The 15,871-nt window shown below is 40.8% G+C and carries 15 protein-coding genes and 3 tRNA genes; 3 read left to right on the plus strand and 15 right to left on the minus strand.

All coding sequences use genetic code 11. The features are described from left to right. Positions 1-30: 30 nt before the first annotated feature. The 9 genes from rplJ to ID47_RS08155 form a co-directional block, all read right to left on the minus strand. On the minus strand, positions 31-543 hold the full coding sequence (gene rplJ, locus ID47_RS08115) for a 50S ribosomal protein L10 (RefSeq protein ID WP_038465472.1): 513 nt from the start codon (positions 541-543) through the stop codon (positions 31-33). Between the two features lie 198 nt (positions 544-741). Then, on the minus strand, positions 742-1,428 hold the full coding sequence (gene rplA, locus ID47_RS08120) for a 50S ribosomal protein L1 (protein ID WP_038465474.1): 687 nt from the start codon (positions 1,426-1,428) through the stop codon (positions 742-744). A 4-nt stretch (positions 1,429-1,432) separates the two neighbouring features. Continuing rightward, complete coding sequence (gene rplK / locus ID47_RS08125; RefSeq protein WP_038465476.1) at positions 1,433-1,861, minus strand: 50S ribosomal protein L11; 429 nt, start codon at positions 1,859-1,861, stop codon at positions 1,433-1,435. A 95-nt stretch (positions 1,862-1,956) separates the two neighbouring features. Continuing rightward, positions 1,957-2,487, minus strand: coding sequence for a transcription termination/antitermination protein NusG (gene nusG / locus ID47_RS08130; RefSeq protein WP_038465478.1), 531 nt, complete (start codon positions 2,485-2,487; stop codon positions 1,957-1,959). Between the two features lie 47 nt (positions 2,488-2,534). Further along, a complete protein-coding gene (gene secE, locus ID47_RS08135; protein ID WP_051908764.1) occupies positions 2,535-2,750 on the minus strand; it encodes a preprotein translocase subunit SecE in 216 nt (71 codons plus the stop codon). Between the two features lie 36 nt (positions 2,751-2,786). After that, positions 2,787-2,863: transfer RNA gene (locus ID47_RS08140), tRNA-Trp, on the minus strand. 102 nt (positions 2,864-2,965) lie between these two features. Then, entirely contained in the window at positions 2,966-4,156 is a 1,191-nt protein-coding gene (gene tuf / locus ID47_RS08145; protein WP_038465458.1) for an elongation factor Tu, read from the minus strand. Between the two features lie 41 nt (positions 4,157-4,197). After that, positions 4,198-4,271: transfer RNA gene (locus tag ID47_RS08150), tRNA-Gly, on the minus strand. 46 nt (positions 4,272-4,317) lie between these two features. Continuing rightward, positions 4,318-4,403 (minus strand) — tRNA-Tyr (locus ID47_RS08155). 395 nt (positions 4,404-4,798) lie between these two features. On the opposite strand from ID47_RS08155, the gene ID47_RS13950 reads away from it, so the two are divergent. The 3 genes from ID47_RS13950 to rlmB all read left to right on the plus strand — a co-directional run bounded on the left by ID47_RS13950 (position 4,799) and on the right by rlmB (position 7,116). After that, a complete protein-coding gene (locus ID47_RS13950) occupies positions 4,799-5,092 on the plus strand; it encodes a carotenoid oxygenase family protein (protein ID WP_038465480.1) in 294 nt (97 codons plus the stop codon). Beyond that, complete coding sequence (locus ID47_RS08165) at positions 5,055-6,257, plus strand: carotenoid oxygenase family protein (protein ID WP_038465482.1); 1,203 nt, start codon at positions 5,055-5,057, stop codon at positions 6,255-6,257. The genes ID47_RS13950 and ID47_RS08165 overlap by 38 nt, the downstream gene beginning before the upstream one ends. Before the next feature lie 130 nt (positions 6,258-6,387). Next, positions 6,388-7,116: a 23S rRNA (guanosine(2251)-2'-O)-methyltransferase RlmB gene (rlmB, locus tag ID47_RS08170; protein ID WP_038465484.1), complete on the plus strand. Its 729-nt coding sequence runs from the start codon at positions 6,388-6,390 to the stop codon at positions 7,114-7,116. A 122-nt stretch (positions 7,117-7,238) separates the two neighbouring features. Here rlmB and ID47_RS08175 read toward each other — a convergent pair whose 3' ends face one another. From ID47_RS08175 to ID47_RS08200, 6 genes are all read right to left on the minus strand, one after another. After that, positions 7,239-7,916 (minus strand): hypothetical protein, encoded by a 678-nt coding sequence (locus tag ID47_RS08175; RefSeq protein WP_038465486.1) that lies wholly within the window; start codon positions 7,914-7,916, stop codon positions 7,239-7,241. Positions 7,917-8,184: 268 nt separating this feature from the next. Continuing rightward, positions 8,185-9,426, minus strand: a complete 1,242-nt coding sequence (locus tag ID47_RS08180; RefSeq protein ID WP_038465488.1) for a class I SAM-dependent RNA methyltransferase — start codon at positions 9,424-9,426, stop codon at positions 8,185-8,187. A gap of 183 nt (positions 9,427-9,609) precedes the next feature. Continuing rightward, positions 9,610-10,884, minus strand: coding sequence for a cell division protein FtsA (ftsA, locus tag ID47_RS08185; protein ID WP_038465490.1), 1,275 nt, complete (start codon positions 10,882-10,884; stop codon positions 9,610-9,612). A gap of 335 nt (positions 10,885-11,219) precedes the next feature. After that, a complete protein-coding gene (locus tag ID47_RS08190; RefSeq protein ID WP_038465493.1) occupies positions 11,220-13,520 on the minus strand; it encodes an LPS-assembly protein LptD in 2,301 nt (766 codons plus the stop codon). Between the two features lie 42 nt (positions 13,521-13,562). Beyond that, positions 13,563-14,666 carry an LptF/LptG family permease gene (locus ID47_RS08195; protein WP_038465495.1) on the minus strand — a complete coding sequence of 368 codons (1,104 nt, stop codon included), beginning with the start codon at positions 14,664-14,666 and terminating at the stop codon, positions 13,563-13,565. Continuing rightward, positions 14,656-15,771 (minus strand): LptF/LptG family permease, encoded by a 1,116-nt coding sequence (locus ID47_RS08200; RefSeq protein ID WP_038465497.1) that lies wholly within the window; start codon positions 15,769-15,771, stop codon positions 14,656-14,658. Before ID47_RS08200 ends, ID47_RS08195 begins: the two co-directional genes overlap by 11 nt. Between the last annotated feature and the right edge of the window lie 100 nt (positions 15,772-15,871).

The raw sequence follows: 15,871 nt of genomic DNA on the forward strand, positions 1-15,871 counted from the left end.
ATATCTCCTTCTGTCTTTATCTTATCAAGGTTATTGACCACTACCGTATGCGTTTAAAACGCGCGCAACACGAGTAGCAGGTTCTTTCGCCAATAGCGCAATACGGGTTGCTGGGGTATTGATAACAGCAAGAATCTTGGAGCGCAGCTCATCAAGAGATGGCAATTTAGCCAATGCGTCAACACCTTTTGCATCCAGAATTTGACCATCCAAGTACCCACCAACAAGCTTTAAGCGATCGTTCTTACTTGCGAACTTCGCTGCAACTTTGGCTGGAGCAATAGCATCTTGGCATGAGAATGCAAGTGCTGTTGGTCCTTCCAGTATGGTGGATAACCCTTCAAGGGGGGTTCCTTGTACTGCAATTTTAGCGAGAGTGTTTTTCAAAACCTTGAACTCTGTACCAGCACCACGCATATCACGGCGAAGAGCAGACACCTCAGATACTGTAAGACCTGTTTGATGGGCCACTACAACACATTTGGCGTTCACCAACTTCTCGCGCATTTGCGATACTAGCTGTTCTTTTTCTGAACGGTTCATGTTAACACTCCTAACAGTTTATATTCCCTGCATTTCTGCAGAGTTTAAACCGGTTAGCCCGGTTTTATTCTGTCCCAGAAGGAGTCGTATCCCTCTGTCTCAATAGGCGGTTTCCCATTACCCTTACGGACCCATAGTCTTGGACAGACACAAGGGGTTACCTTGTGTATCTAGAGGGGGTCAAGCCCCCCTTAGAATTTACTCAGAAATCTCAAACTTAACGGCTGGACCCATGGTAGAGCTTAGTGAAAGAGACTTCAAATAGCTTCCCTTTACACCTGTTGGCTTTGCCTTGATGACCGCGTCAACGTAAGATTTCACATTTTCTAAAATAGCTTGTTCTTTAAAGCTTGCTTTACCGATACCAGCGTGAACAATACCCGCTTTCTCTGTACGGTATTCAACTTGACCACCCTTAACAGATTTAATTGCTTCCGCAACATCCATTGTAACAGTTCCAAGCTTTGGGTTTGGCATCAAACCACGTGGACCAAGGATTTTACCCACACGTCCCACCAAGCCCATCATATCTGGTGTTGCAATGCAACGATCGAAAGGCATATCACCGGCTTGGATTTTTTCCATCAGGTCTTCTGCACCAACGATATCTGCACCAGCTTTTAGAGCCTCTTCAGCTTTCGGGCCTTTTGCAAAAACGGCAACACGGTAAGTTTTACCTGTCCCATGCGGCAACTGAACCACACCACGAAGGTTTTGATCTGCTTTTCGGGGATCAACGTTCAAATTAATTGCAACTTCGATGGTTTCATCAAACTTTGCCGTTGCCCGCTCTTTGATAAATTTTACAGCATCTGCTAAAGAGTAAACTTTGTTACGATCTAGGCTTTGAACAGCGCTCTTTAATCTTTTTCCTACTTTTGCCATGATCTTACTCCACTACTTCCAAGCCCATAGACCGTGCTGAACCAGCAATCATCAAGGCTGCTGCATCGATATCATTGGCATTCAAGTCAACCATCTTAATTTGAGCAATTTCACGAACTTGGTCCATTGTAACTGTACCAGCACTGGTACGACCAGGAGTTTGTGAGCCTTTAGACAATTTTGCCGCTTTCTTCAAAAAGTAAGACGCTGGCGGTGTCTTCATTGCAAAGGAAAATGTACGATCAGCATAAACAGTGATAACCACCGGAATTGGCATTCCAGGTTCCATGCTTTGGCTTTCAGCGTTAAATGCCTTACAGAATTCCATAATATTCAAGCCACGTTGACCCAAAGCTGGACCAATAGGTGGTGATGGATTTGCTTTACCGGCGGGTACTTGTAACTTAATGTACCCTGTAATTTTTTTTGCCATAACTATCCTCAGTTATTTTAATGTTCTACCTGAGTGTGTGGTACGATAGTGGTTCTATCTTCCACACGCTTAATTTTTCCAAGAAGGAAATCCGACTATATTTTTTCGACCTGGCTAAATTCCAACTCAACGGGTGTCGGACGCCCGAAAATCATAACGGATACTTTGAGACGTGCCTTATCTGTTTCAACCTCTTCAACGACACCGCTGAAGGATGAGAACGGCCCATCACAGACCCGAATTTGTTCACCAATCTCAAAATCAATTGCATGACGCGGCCGGTCAACTGAATCTTGAACTTGTTTCATGATCCGAGAAACTTCAGCCTCTGAAATTGGAGATGGCTTACCTTTTGCACCAAGAAATCCTGATACTTTTGGAGTATTGCGTACTAAGTGCCAAGATTCATCATTAAGGTCAATTTTTACCAGGACATAGCCGGGAAAATAATTCTTCTCAACAGAAACCTTTGCACCGCGTCGAATTTCAACAACTTCTTCTGATGGCACTAAGATGTCACCAAAATAATCTTGGAGACCTTTTTTTTCAGCTTGTTCACGAATAGTCTGAGCGACCTTCTTTTCAAAGCCAGAATAGACGTTTACAACATACCAACGAAGAGCCATTATTTAACCTCAAGACTTTTGCGACAACGCAATCTTCAAAAATACCGTTAAGCGGTGATACCGATAATAAAATTGACAATGCGATAGGCGATTGTATCAATAACCGCAAAGTAAATAGCTGCAACAGCCGCAAAGATAAACACGAATGTTGTTGTTAACTTTGTTTCTTTCCAAGATGGCCAAGTAACTTTTTTTGCTTCTTGACTTACTTGAGGGAAGAACTCACGTGCTTGTTGAACAAGACTTTTACTTTCAGAACTCATGCCTTACACTCTAATTTTGCATCGCAAATAAAAAAATGGCAGGAGTGGAGGGTCTCGAACCCCCAACCTTCGGTTTTGGAGACCGACGCTCTAGCCAATTGAGCTACACTCCTGCATCACTATAGACACCTATATTCCTTGAATATATAGCGCATTCAACACGCCGTGTCTACAGAAAATTAAGTGGCAGCCCCACGGCCACCACTTTAAAGAACTTATTTTACGATTTTAGCAACGACGCCCGCACCCACGGTACGACCACCTTCGCGAATCGCAAAGCGAAGACCCTCGTCCATCGCAATCGGCGCAATCAATTCAACGACCATACGAATGTTATCACCTGGCATAACCATTTCAACACCAGCTGGCAATTGGACTGTTCCGGTAACGTCTGTTGTCCGGAAGTAGAACTGTGGACGATAGTTGGTAAAGAATGGCGTATGGCGACCACCTTCTTCTTTTGTCAGAATGTAAGCTTCTGCTTCGAAGTTTGTATGCGGCGTAATCGTACCAGGAGCTGCCAAAACTTGACCACGCTCAACATCTTCACGCTTTGTTCCACGCAGAAGAACACCAACGTTATCACCGGCTTCCCCTTGATCCAAAAGCTTACGGAACATTTCAACACCAGTACAAGTTGTCTTAACGGTGTCTTTTAGACCAACGATTTCGATTTCTTCACCAACCTTAACAACACCACGCTCAACACGACCTGTAACAACAGTACCGCGACCAGAGATGGAGAAGACGTCTTCGATTGGCATCAAGAATGGACGATCTTTTGGACGTTCGGGTTGCGGAATATAGCTGTCAACAGCTTCCATCAACTTAAGAATCGCCTCACGACCAATTTCTGGATTCTTGTCTTCCAAAGCACAAAGAGCAGAACCACGGATAACGGGAATGTCATCGCCAGGGAAGTCATAAGAAGAAAGAAGTTCACGAACTTCTAATTCGACTAAGTCGAGAAGCTCAGCATCATCAACCATGTCAACTTTGTTCATGAAAACAACAAGAGCTGGAACACCAACTTGGCGAGCAAGAAGGATGTGTTCGCGGGTTTGTGGCATTGGACCATCAGCTGCGGAAACAACAAGAATAGCACCGTCCATTTGAGCCGCACCGGTGATCATGTTCTTAACATAGTCAGCGTGTCCTGGGCAGTCAACGTGGGCATAGTGACGATTGGTGGTTTCGTATTCAACGTGAGCGGTCGAAATCGTAATACCGCGAGCGCGCTCTTCTGGCGCTTTGTCGATTTGATCATAGGCGGTAAATGTTGCCCCACCTGTCTCTGCCAAAACCTTTGTAATTGCCGCTGTCAAAGACGTTTTACCATGGTCAACGTGACCGATAGTTCCGATATTGCAATGCGGCTTGTTTCTTTCAAACTTTGCCTTTGTCATAACTTATACACCTTGTGCTGAACTGCTCATTAAAAATAAATTGGAGCGGGTGAAGGGAATCGAACCCTCATAACCAGCTTGGAAGGCTGGGGCTTTACCACTAAGCTACACCCGCATACTTGATGAACTATACCACCCTTGAACATGCGTTTCAACCAAGATGGTGGAGGGAGTAGGATTCGAACCTACGTAGACATACGTCGGCAGATTTACAGTCTGCTGCCTTTGACCGCTCGGCCATCCCTCCTGGTTCATATTACAATTTTGTAATAGATTTATAGCTCATATGTCAACATGGAATTTCGATTTTATAAATTTTTCTTTGCTACTTTATCTCTTAATTTCTATCTCTTAAAGGTGATTAAAAGCAAAGAACAAACAATATAGCCTCCTCTTAATGCGGCAAACCTAATAAATAACCAGAATCTTAATTCGGGAGATATCTAGGGGCCCCTCGTGCATTCAATAAAACTTATATTTCCTTTCCTTAGGCACCGATTATTTAAGATGGGATACGTAAAATACACTTGCCACTGAGAACTTAGCCTGGTCTCCTGTTTAAAAATTTGCTTTTAAATCAAAAACGCAAGGGTTATTCAATGTGCTTTTAACCGACTTAAAGATATTTTGAAAGTTAAGGTAATGTATAAAAAATTTATTTATATTATATTTCAACTATTTATAATTTTTATCACTCTCCTTCAGGGAACAACATATTCTTATCCTCGTCTAGAGTTAACCGAACAACAGCAAGTTGAGAATAAGTGCTTGCCTGTTACGTACGACAAAATCCCTCAATGGCTAAATGGGATTTATATTTTTAATGGTCCATCTCACTATAATTTGAAAAACCAAACGATCACCCATTGGCTCGATGGGCTAGCAGTTCTTTACAAATTTGACTTTTCAGAGGGGAAAATTCTTTGTTACTGCTAAATTTATTCAAAGTGATGTCTATAAAGACGCCCGAGTAAAAGGAAAACTTACCCAAGCTTTTGTGGAAAAGGAAGTTTCTAATTGGGATCACAATATTTCCTATTATACGACGAATACAAATATTCACACGGCCTATATTAATAAAAAATTAGTGGCTCTTGGCGAAACAGCTTACTCAGTGGAAATTGATCCTTTCACATTAAATACGATTGGACCTTTTATATTGAGAGATGATTCACCTTATCAATCTCAACAAGTCCACGAATTAGCTCATATGAAAAAAGACCCGATCACTGAAGATTATTATAACCTTAGAACCATATTTGGCTTTTTCAGTTATTATCAACTCTATAAAATTGAAAAAGGAACTCAAGAAAGGAAAGAGATTTTCAAAGAATGTATAAATTATCCTTCTTATATGCATGATTTATCTATAACTAAAAAATATATAATACTAATCGCACCTCCTTTAAAAGTAAATCCATGGGATTTAAAAAATTTAACACAAGGTTATATAAATTATTTTAGGTGGCACCCCGAAATTCCCACTAAAATATATGTTATCAATAAAGTTTCAGGGGAAAAGGTTTTTGTAGGAAACTGTAGCCCTCTTTTTACTTTTCATCACATTAATGCATATGAAAATCAAGACACAGTTACAGTAGATTTTATTGCTTATCCGGACCATTCAATCATAAAATCTGCTGGTTCGACTAATTTACCACTCGGCACCCTTAACCGTTTGATTATTGATCTTAAGGATCAGCAAACCACTCTTATAAAAAATTACATTTCAGGTATACAAGGAATAGATTTACCACGCATTAATGAAGATAAAATCGGTAAGCCTTATAAGTTTTTTTATGCCGTCAATTTTAAAGATTCTGAAAGGAATACTGAAATTATCAAAGCAGATATTGTAAACAAAAAAGTGATTACCTGGAGCAAGAAAGATCATTTTGTGAATGAAGCTATTTTTATCTCGCGCTCTCCCATCGAAGAAGATCAAGGAATTTTATTATCAATCGTTTATGACCAAAAATTAAACCAATCCTTCCTGTTAATTCTTGATGCCCAATCCTTAGAAGAAATAGCTCGTGCTGACCTTCCTTATCCGATACCTTTTGGACTGCATGGTAATTTTATACCTAACTCCGCTTTTTAAATCTTACGGAAAGCGGGCTGCTAATAAAATCTAAATAGATTGTGAAGATACTTGTCGCCAGTTAAAAAACTGGTTTTTAACTGGTGATAGGTATATATTACTAAAAATAATTCTAACGATTCCCCCCTTTATGAAACATCACGCATCAAAATATTTTATGTATGGAATTCATCCCTGTACAGCTGCTCTCAACAATCCTGACCGCCAAATAGAAGAAGTGATTTATTCATCGGACAAAATCTTGGAAAAACTACCATCGTTGCCAGGAGCACTCAGAACACGCCAAGCCGATAAAAACTGGTTTGATAAAACATTAGGACAAGAGGCTGTTCACCAAGGGATTGCTTTACGTCTGTCTGCTTTAGACCCATTAGGAATTAATGATTTAGCTAGTATTGAAGCGTCCAATCAACTGGTTGTTATCTTAGACCAAGTCAGCGATCCTCATAATGTGGGTGCAATTATTCGGACAGCAGCTGCTTTTGGGGCGAAGGCTCTGGTGATGACGGATCGTCATGCGCCTGAAGAAACAGGGGTGCTAGCAAAATCAGCCTCGGGTGCACTCGAGCTAGTCCCCATCATGCGTTATGCCAATTTAGCCAATGCTATCCAGGAGTTAAAAGATATTGGCTTTTGGATGTATGGTTTTGCCGAAAGTGGGACTCAATCCTTATCTGATGTCAAGTTTTCGGGCAAAGTTGGTCTAATTATGGGCGCCGAAGGATCGGGCATGCGGGAACTAACAAAGAAGAATTGCGACTTTTTAGTAAAGCTTGAAACCGCCGATCAATTTTCGACACTGAATGTGTCGAATGCTGCCGCTATCGTCATGCATCAAGTATTTACGCGGTTTAGCTAGTTCCTGGGTAAATTTATTAAATCTCTCACGGTGCTCAATAATGCTTTAGAATTTTACTCATCAGCACTCAAAAACTCTTTAAAGAGCTTTAAGCTATGATGGGTACATTAATTATATCTCACCTAATTTATCTGAGAATCTGATTTCCTAACCAAAAAGTCTATCTCTCCCGCCCCTACAACCAGGAAGTCTTCAAGTGTCGCACACTGATTAAAGTCAATATCGCCTCTCAACATAAAAGTAAATGGTCGTTCAAAAGAGGCAGTGTGCTTAATGATCAGGCCTTGAAGCCATCCCTTCGACCCTTGGGGGGCTAAAATTTTTATATCTTCTTTTGCGGTCACAAAAAACATATCCACCCCAAACCAAGGCGCTGTAAATACGGCATCCTTAGAGGTATCACAGAGGCTTAAGGATAATCTAATCTGCTGAGGCGCAGTTACATGAATGCTATCTTCAGACGTTATATTGATATTCATACCTGCAAAAATGGGCTTTTCAGCTGACACCTCAATTTCACTTCGAGTGGGCATATATTCTCTAAATTTATTTAAGGTATAGTACATATTTATAGCGCCCGGGACTAGATTGTTATCCATATGCTTTCCCGTTTCAATAGTGCGCTCTTTTATTCTGAATAGTATATGAGTGGCATTAGGCTCGGCCTTAAAAGTTCTAATTTCTTCTTCCGTAACTTGAGGGGATGAGCTGGTAATAGGAACTTCTGCCTCTCTAGCTGCAGTAGGATTGAGAAATAGACAATACACGACGGACAATATTCTAAGAGTAACCTTCATCATATTTTTTCCTGTAAAGTAAAATGGTTAAGATCTATTTCAGAATAGTAAAACAAGAGCCCTAAAACAATTACGGAGTAGAGATGTTAATAAGCTTTACCATAAGTTCCAAGATTCGGAAGCTCTAGAATATGGTTGTAAAACCTAATGGTATAAAATGACATAGAGATTATTAGTGGCTTAGATAAGGTTCTCCAAAGTTAAACCTCTGAGGACAGCAGTTTTGAGATAGCAATAATTAAAAAACCCTCCATTTATAGGAGGGAGATATTTATTTGCGATAAAATTTACCAATCACTTCTAAATGCTCTGACCATAAGAACTGATCTAGAGGGGTGACGGATTCCAATTCAAATCCTGCATCACACAAAATTTTCGCATCCCGAGCGAAAGAAGCGGGATTACAAGAAATGTAAACCACATGTTGTAAGGTTGATTGAGCGACTTGCTGAACTTGAGTCAACGCTCCCGCTCTGGGTGGATCTACAAAGATAAAGTCATATTGCCCCAATTCTTCAACAGTAAGAGGATTAGCAAACAGATCGCGCTTAGTCACTGTAATAGGGACTTGAGCTTGATTAGCTGCTGTCTGCAAGGCATTAATTGCATCATTCTCACATTCAAACGCATCTGTTGGGCCTTTTTGTGCCATCAAAAAGGTAAAAGTTCCCCGACCGGAAAACAAATCAACGCCCCGGGTGACCTTTTCCGGCATATAGTCTGATACACGCTGCAACATAAACTCATCCGCATCATCACTGGCTTGAAGGAACTTTCCGGCTTCCACAGCCACATCGACCCCTGAGAAATTGACCACAGGTTCACGAAAAGTAACAAAGGGTCGGTAATTGAGCAAAAGGCGGGCTATGTTATTGTCCCGAGTAAAGGCAGTCAATACCTCAATTTGCTCAAGCGTTGGATTCTTTAAAAAACCAGTCTTTAAGTTGACATCTAAACCAACCTTGGTTGCCAGGATATCAACAGTCCCCGATTCCCGTTGCTGAAACATCCCAGCCAATAAAGATCTAAGTTTAGGAATTAACTGCTCGATTTCCTCTAAGACTAAATGACACTCTTGATTATCAATGATCCATTTAGTTCCCCGACGCATATAACCAATCATCATTCCTTCATAACGATGAGCAAAAGTCAGTGAAATACGGCGTCGACGCCGCGATGGGATAATATGCAAGGGCATCCATTCTTTGGCTTCCACTTGATGGAAATCCAAAGCTCGTTTCAGTAATCCAACTTTATAATCCTGATAAGTTTCCCGATTGATATGCTGTAACTTACATCCCCCACAGTCCCCAAAGTGGATACAGGGTGCTGGCTGCCTAAGCTCTGATTCTTTCAAAAATTGGGTAATCTCAATTCGCGAATAACGTTTGCCCTTGATAACCTCAAATTCGACCTCATCCCCTGGTGCTGTGAAGGGAATGAAATATTTTTGATCGTCAACAATAGCAATGCCATCACCATCAATACCAATTGATTCTATTTTTGCTTTCATTATCTTTTCCTGTGGAAAATCAGATTATAAAAAAATCTGACATATGATCCTATTCAACGGACGGAGCAAAGCTCATCAACAATAAACTGACTAATTTGGGAATAAGTGTCAAGTTTTTCATAATGGTCAAACGCTACAAGCGTCGCAAGCATAACCTAATGAAAGAGGGATAGGAAGGGGTTGTCAAAAATTTTCCCTAACCCAACTAATAACTTTTTGCAGAACATTATCACCGTAAACAGGCTTAGCTAAAACCGCATGGTCTTCACTCATGAAGTCGCGCATTGCAAACTTTAATAATCCCCCACACGTAGCAAATGTCGGCGTTGAAACAAAATCGCCTCCGCCATGGAACCCCATAGGACTGCCAACTCGGATCTGTTTTTGCCACTTCTGGGCCGCCAATTCGCGAATGCCAGGTAGCTGGCTTGTGCCACCCGTCAAAACAATTCTCTGCCCCACAATCCGATCCATGCCTGAATATTGTAATCGCTTCCAGACTAGATCAAGAATTTCCTCTGCCCGCGCCTTAATAATATGGACTAATAAAGACTTAGGAACTTGATGCGTTGCTGTCACATTTCCTTCCCCTAATTGTGGGACAATGATGCTCTCTCGCTCATCAGAGGAAGATGTAATGGTTGTACCGTACAGAGTCTTCAAGCGCTCCGCTTGAGATAAAGGAGTAGACAAGCCCCGCGCAATATCGCTGGTAATATGAGACCCACCGACAGGGATACTGTCGACATGAACCAAGGCTCCATCTAAGAACGATGAAATGCTACAGCTTCCGCCCCCAAGATCGATGACTGTAACCCCTAAAGACAGCTCATCCTCATCAAGGGTCGCCAAACCAGAGGCATAAGGGGAAACAACAAAACCAGCCACATCCAAGTGACATCGGTCAATACAATTGGTGATATTCTGCATAACACCCTGAGCAATAGATACGACATGCAGGCTCGCCATTAATTTTTTACCAAAAAGCCCGCGCGGGTCACGAATCCCAAACTCATTATCTAAGGCATAGGTAACCGGTAAAATGTGAACAATCTGCGCATCCTCTTTTTGGAATAACTGACGTCCCATAGCAAGCAATTGATGAATATGATTGTCATCCACTGGACCATTGCCTAAGGATAACTCGACATCCATTGTATGGGATCGGGCAGTGGCAGCTGAAATACTAACATAGACAGCATCAATAGTTTCTTTTGCCATTTGTTCCGCTGTATGCACAGCATTTAAAATAGAATCTTCCAGAGCCTCCAGATCCGTAATAACGCCATTCCGTATCCCCTGGGACACTTGATGCCCAACACCAATAACGCGCAAGATATCCCCACTTGCGCGTTCGTCTACGCGGGCGATAGCACAGCAAATTTTATTACTTCCCAAATCAATGGAAGCAAAAATATCGCGGCGTCGTTTATGTGTTTTTTTAAAGAATAAATTCATAATTATACCGTAGCCGATTTTAAGCCATGATCCCAGTCAAAAGTGACGTTTTTAACCTTATTTAACAAGTGTTTTTTACTAGAGACACCTAGCTTGTATTAGTGTAAAATTATACTATAATTACCTAAATCAAAATTGCATAAATCTTGACTGATTTATCGTGGATTTAATCATCCAAAAAGACAATATAGGTATTGGGTGAATCCTTAATTGCTTATAGCCGACCCACACCTTCAAATATAGAACTGTAAGGTGATTTTATTTATTCCTTTACCTTCATAGGGCAACGATTAAACAGCAGCAAAGCACGCCTTAATGAGGCTATGCCCTTAACTTTAATTAGTGACCGGTGTATTTGCCGTGCGAGGAACAGGTGCCTGACGCACGCCACCAACTCCACTAATATTTACAGGATAGATGCTACCTAAATTCTTGAAATCTAATTGCAAGATAATTTTAGTATCAGGTTTTAAATCCCGATCCCGGAACCCAGTTCGAATAACAGAAAACGTAGAAATCAAGCATTCAGTTTCATGCTTAATGGAGACTGTTCGATTCAAAAGTTCTATGGACTGACGATCTCCCAGATTGCGCAACTCCCCATAAGTCAAAGAAAAACCATGGTATTTACCCAGTGTCATATTCCAGATAAGTTGCGAAATACGCTGATTATTAACGGTAAAATTCTTGTTATAGAATACATGACCAATCGAGCCTGTGAGCCATTTAGAGCTAACACTAGTAGACGATTCCGCTACATCTACGCTCAGGTTATGGCGATTTAACATTAAGCGAGACCTAAGATCCAACCACTGTATAGGAACAATTTGTACCCCTGAGACAAAGTTTGAGGCCTTACGATCCTCTCCCGAATTGAGAGGCAAAACTTGGTTTTTATCAATTCGCACGCTTTGACCAAAGAAGAAATTAACTTTACGCGAGCAATTAAAAAGTTGTTTTGAGTTTAGACCGTAAACAAATCGATGCCCTGAATCGATACGATCGATACCGTACATACGATTATCTCGAAACAAATTGGTTGTATCTACTAAAACAACTGGGGTATCTTCATTGGGAATTTCGATAAAATTTCCTCCAATTGAAGAAGTAGTGATCATCGTCGCAGGCTCTAAAATCCAGTGCATGCTTTCCATAGCTTTCAAGAATGGATAACGCCATGTTAAAGAGGCTTGAGGATAATAGCGATCCTGCGTCCTATCTTTAAGCTTATTATTAATCTGGGTATTATAACCATTCATATGATAGAGATCGCCGCGCACATAAGCTTTTAAGGACCAAATATCCCCCCACTTAGAAACATAGGGAATTTGACCTCCTACGCCCAAGGATCCACGCATCATAGACTCGGCAGCACGTCCCACAATTCCTTGATGCCGATATAAATTTAGAAAATTGAAATCAGCCATCAGCGTTTCACCATAAAAACCAGGCAAAGTTTCATAGGAATACTGAACGATCGGCAAAACAACCGGCACTGTTTTTTGGCGGTCTGCTTGGAATATATAGGATCGGATAGCCCCATAACTTTCCGAACGGAATCTTTCTAAAGCAACAGTTGAGGTTAAGGTCATGCTGGCAGCAAAAGGATCGGTTGAGCCTTTGGGCAAGACAGGAAATCGTTTTAAATAGGTTAAATCACTGGCACGCCGAACATCCAATGTAAATAAAACATCAGGGGTAACATCGTAGCGAGCGTTTAAAAAATAATGCCATCTGTCGCGATTTGCCCGTCCATAATGATTAGGATTAGAATTTGGTGAAAAACCTGTTGTTGTCTTCCCTGCATAACTTCCATGCATTGTATATTCACCATCATCGAAGCGATAGCGATGCTCTAAAGCTGGGATGATACCTTGTCTACTGGTAAATGTTGGATAAAACGTAAAGTCATGATTCTCACCACTGGCAATAAAATATGGCACTGTAATGCTATAACCAAAATCATTACTATGCCCATAAATTGGCATAAGAAAACCTGTCTTACGCTTTACTGCTGGGTCTGGGTGGGAAAAATAAGGAACATAGAAAATTGGCCATCCCCACATTTCCATCCAGGCGTGATGATATTGAATTACTTTAGCGTCTTGATCATGAATAATTTTATCGGACTTTAATTGCCACAACGGAGCCTTCGTGGGGTCTGTTTTACAAACATCACAGGGTGAATAAACGCCTTGCCAGACAACAACCCGTTTACCACCATATCTTTTAGCCCGATTTCCAGCGATCCTGGAATTATCAATCATTAAGACTTTGATATTTTCAACAAAACCATCGGCCATTTTATTCGATAGAGTTATCTGATCAGCGAATGAAAAGTTCCCTTCTTTATCTCTCAGCCAAGCATGTCCTTTAGCAACCACCGTGTCCACAGTTTTAAAGTACTGAACTTCATCGGCATACAGCAATTGTTCATTCTGAGTAATATAAACGCGTCCAGATGCAGTTACAACTTGATTAAGATCATCATAACTTAATTCATCTGACTGCAAAAATGTTGGCGCCTTATTCAAGGGCTTAGAATTTTTAGTTTGTTTTACAGAGTTCTTTTGCCTAGCTTCGGTACTGCAAGGCAAAGCAATTGACAACAATAAAAGAAAACGAAGAAAGGACATGGATCTTTCAAACTTAAAGTCTTTATTAATTTCTATTAAGCCTCAGGCTTCTTCTAAGTGCAATATCAATGTTGAACTTAAAAGCATAACCGTGATAGCCGGAGCCCACACCGCAACTAACAATGGCAAACGCCGAGCCAGCCCAAGAGCATACACAATATCACTAAAGAAATGGAGAATCAATCCGCTCGCAATAGCTAAAATCGTTAAGACAGTTGCATATCCTTGTCGGGGGGGACGCATTGTAAAGGCAGCGGCCAAAAACATCAAGGACATCATAAACCCAATCCTACCAAAAAACGCGTGCCAATACATGCGATAGGGCAAGCTTGATAATCCTGATTTTTCTAAAACATCAATATAATCCGGCAGCATCCAAAATGAAATATATTTAGGTTCAAGATTACTATTAAGAATTTTTTCAAATGTTAAATCTGTCTTCAACTGCAATTGTTCTTTTTGATACCGCTCTTGCTTATTGGGGAAAACAGTTACATCCTTTAAATACCAAATTTTATCCTTAATGATGGCAGACTTGGCATCAATCCGATCAATAAAATCATAATCTTTAGAAAAATTTTGAAAACTAACATTTTCAAAAAGCTTGTGGGTTGGCACAATTCGTTGGGCATTGATAATACTACTCCGATCGACAGTATTTTCACGGATCCAAACCCCGTCTTCAAAAACTGTAACCGCAATATCTCGCCCCGCAAAAATTCTTTGCTCCATCTGTTCTTGCTTATAGCTCATAAGGGATGCCATTGGATTAATAACAGCTAAGGTAAAAAGGCTTAGGCCTAAAATCACGAGTGATAACCCTGAGGCAATCTGCCATACAGAAACACCAAACCCCCGTGCTACAATTACTTCTTGGCTTCGATTTAAGCGAGATAAGCAAATAATAGCCGCAATCAAGACCACAAACGGCATAAGCATTTGAATGTGATTTGGAATTTTAAGGCAAACCATCTGAATAATTTCAGCAAATCCAACCCTTGTGGCTGTAACTGTGCGACGACTAAACTCCGCCATGTCAATCAACCCCATCACAAAGGTTACAATTACTGTCACCGACCCAATCCACAATAAGAAAACTCTAGAAAAATAACGATTGAGCGTTGATTGCCAATAATTAGCGAACATAGGAATACCTTCTGATCACAGCCTCAAGCCATTCTGGTCTCATTAAAAACACGATACTTAAAACACCACACGTAAATATTAATCCGTAACTCAAAGAAATGGCAGAAGGGTATTTAGCAAGACTATTGAGAACCGCAATAACAGCAATTTCTAAGGCCAAAGAGATTCCGATGGATGTTACAATTTTTTTCCATCGGCCGCGCCGTTGATGTTGCCCTGACAATAAGACCATTGAGGAAAACAAGGAAAAGATAATAACAAACAACGGGTTGAGTACCCTTTTATGAGCTTCAACGAGCATTTTAACTCTTGTTGCAGGCGCCACATCAGCCGGCGGATTAACCAATTGAGAAAATCCATAAGTCATATGAAGCTTTACTTTATCAACCACATTACGATGGACATCGAGATCATATTTAAACTCGTTAAAATAGGCAACATTATGCGTGCCTTTTGCCCCATCTACAGTTTGACGATTCCCATTAAATAAGTAGAGGATGCCATGTCCGCCTTCTTGCTGCAAAAAGCCATGTTGAGCAAAAACGGTAAACCCCGAAGAAGCAGCTTGTCCTTTTTCGTAAATATAGATCCCTTCTAATTGCCCCGAGTCAGTATGGCCCCCAACATAAATCACCGTATCTTTGAGTTTATTGAAAGACCCATCTCGCAGCAAACCAGAAGAAAACTCTTTGGTAATTTCATTCCGAATACCATAAAATTGCTCATTAGATTTAGGCCCCAGATAGTTATTTAAAAAACCACAAACCCCAGTCATTATAAGCCCCCACACAATAACAGGGGTAGCGATTTGCAGATTGCTAAGCCCCACGGACTTATAAACAACCATCTCATTATCAGCAATCAACTTATACAAAGTATAGACGGCCGCCAACAGCGTGCAAATCGGAAGGACAATCGAGGTTAAATTTGGCAACAGCAGCCAGACCATGGATAAATAACGGCCCACAGATACATCTTGTTCAATGATGACCTCGATAAACCTTAGAGATTGAGTCAACCACGCCCCAAAAACTAACACAAAGGTTAAAATGACTGTGGTAATGGCCACATGAACAAAAATATGACGGGAGATGATCCGACCCATTTATTTTTCCTGCCGCTGCTCTTGAAGGGGAAAATTTCTATACCACCCACATCTAAGTTATTGTTTTTTAGAGATGATTGGTATATTTACTAGACATAAA

Source organism: Candidatus Paracaedibacter acanthamoebae (assembly GCF_000742835.1).
Lineage (GTDB): Bacteria > Pseudomonadota > Alphaproteobacteria > Paracaedibacterales > Paracaedibacteraceae > Paracaedibacter > Paracaedibacter acanthamoebae.

What these genes read in the sequence shown, in the direction of transcription:
- rplJ (WP_038465472.1), bottom strand. Translation starts at nt 543, where the DNA reads ATGAACCGTTCAGAAAAAGAACAGCTAGTATCGCAAATGCGCGAGAAG.
- rplA (WP_038465474.1), bottom strand. Translation starts at nt 1,428, where the DNA reads ATGGCAAAAGTAGGAAAAAGATTAAAGAGCGCTGTTCAAAGCCTAGAT.
- rplK (WP_038465476.1), bottom strand. Translation starts at nt 1,861, where the DNA reads ATGGCAAAAAAAATTACAGGGTACATTAAGTTACAAGTACCCGCCGGT.
- nusG (WP_038465478.1), bottom strand. Translation starts at nt 2,487, where the DNA reads ATGGCTCTTCGTTGGTATGTTGTAAACGTCTATTCTGGCTTTGAAAAG.
- secE (WP_051908764.1), bottom strand. Translation starts at nt 2,750, where the DNA reads ATGAGTTCTGAAAGTAAAAGTCTTGTTCAACAAGCACGTGAGTTCTTC.
- tuf (WP_038465458.1), bottom strand. Translation starts at nt 4,156, where the DNA reads ATGACAAAGGCAAAGTTTGAAAGAAACAAGCCGCATTGCAATATCGGA.
- ID47_RS13950 (WP_038465480.1), top strand. Translation starts at nt 4,799, where the DNA reads ATGTATAAAAAATTTATTTATATTATATTTCAACTATTTATAATTTTT.
- rlmB (WP_038465484.1), top strand. Translation starts at nt 6,388, where the DNA reads ATGAAACATCACGCATCAAAATATTTTATGTATGGAATTCATCCCTGT.
- ID47_RS08175 (WP_038465486.1), bottom strand. Translation starts at nt 7,916, where the DNA reads ATGATGAAGGTTACTCTTAGAATATTGTCCGTCGTGTATTGTCTATTT.
- ID47_RS08180 (WP_038465488.1), bottom strand. Translation starts at nt 9,426, where the DNA reads ATGAAAGCAAAAATAGAATCAATTGGTATTGATGGTGATGGCATTGCT.
- ftsA (WP_038465490.1), bottom strand. Translation starts at nt 10,884, where the DNA reads ATGAATTTATTCTTTAAAAAAACACATAAACGACGCCGCGATATTTTT.
- ID47_RS08190 (WP_038465493.1), bottom strand. Translation starts at nt 13,520, where the DNA reads ATGTCCTTTCTTCGTTTTCTTTTATTGTTGTCAATTGCTTTGCCTTGC.
- ID47_RS08195 (WP_038465495.1), bottom strand. Translation starts at nt 14,666, where the DNA reads ATGTTCGCTAATTATTGGCAATCAACGCTCAATCGTTATTTTTCTAGA.
- ID47_RS08200 (WP_038465497.1), bottom strand. Translation starts at nt 15,771, where the DNA reads ATGGGTCGGATCATCTCCCGTCATATTTTTGTTCATGTGGCCATTACC.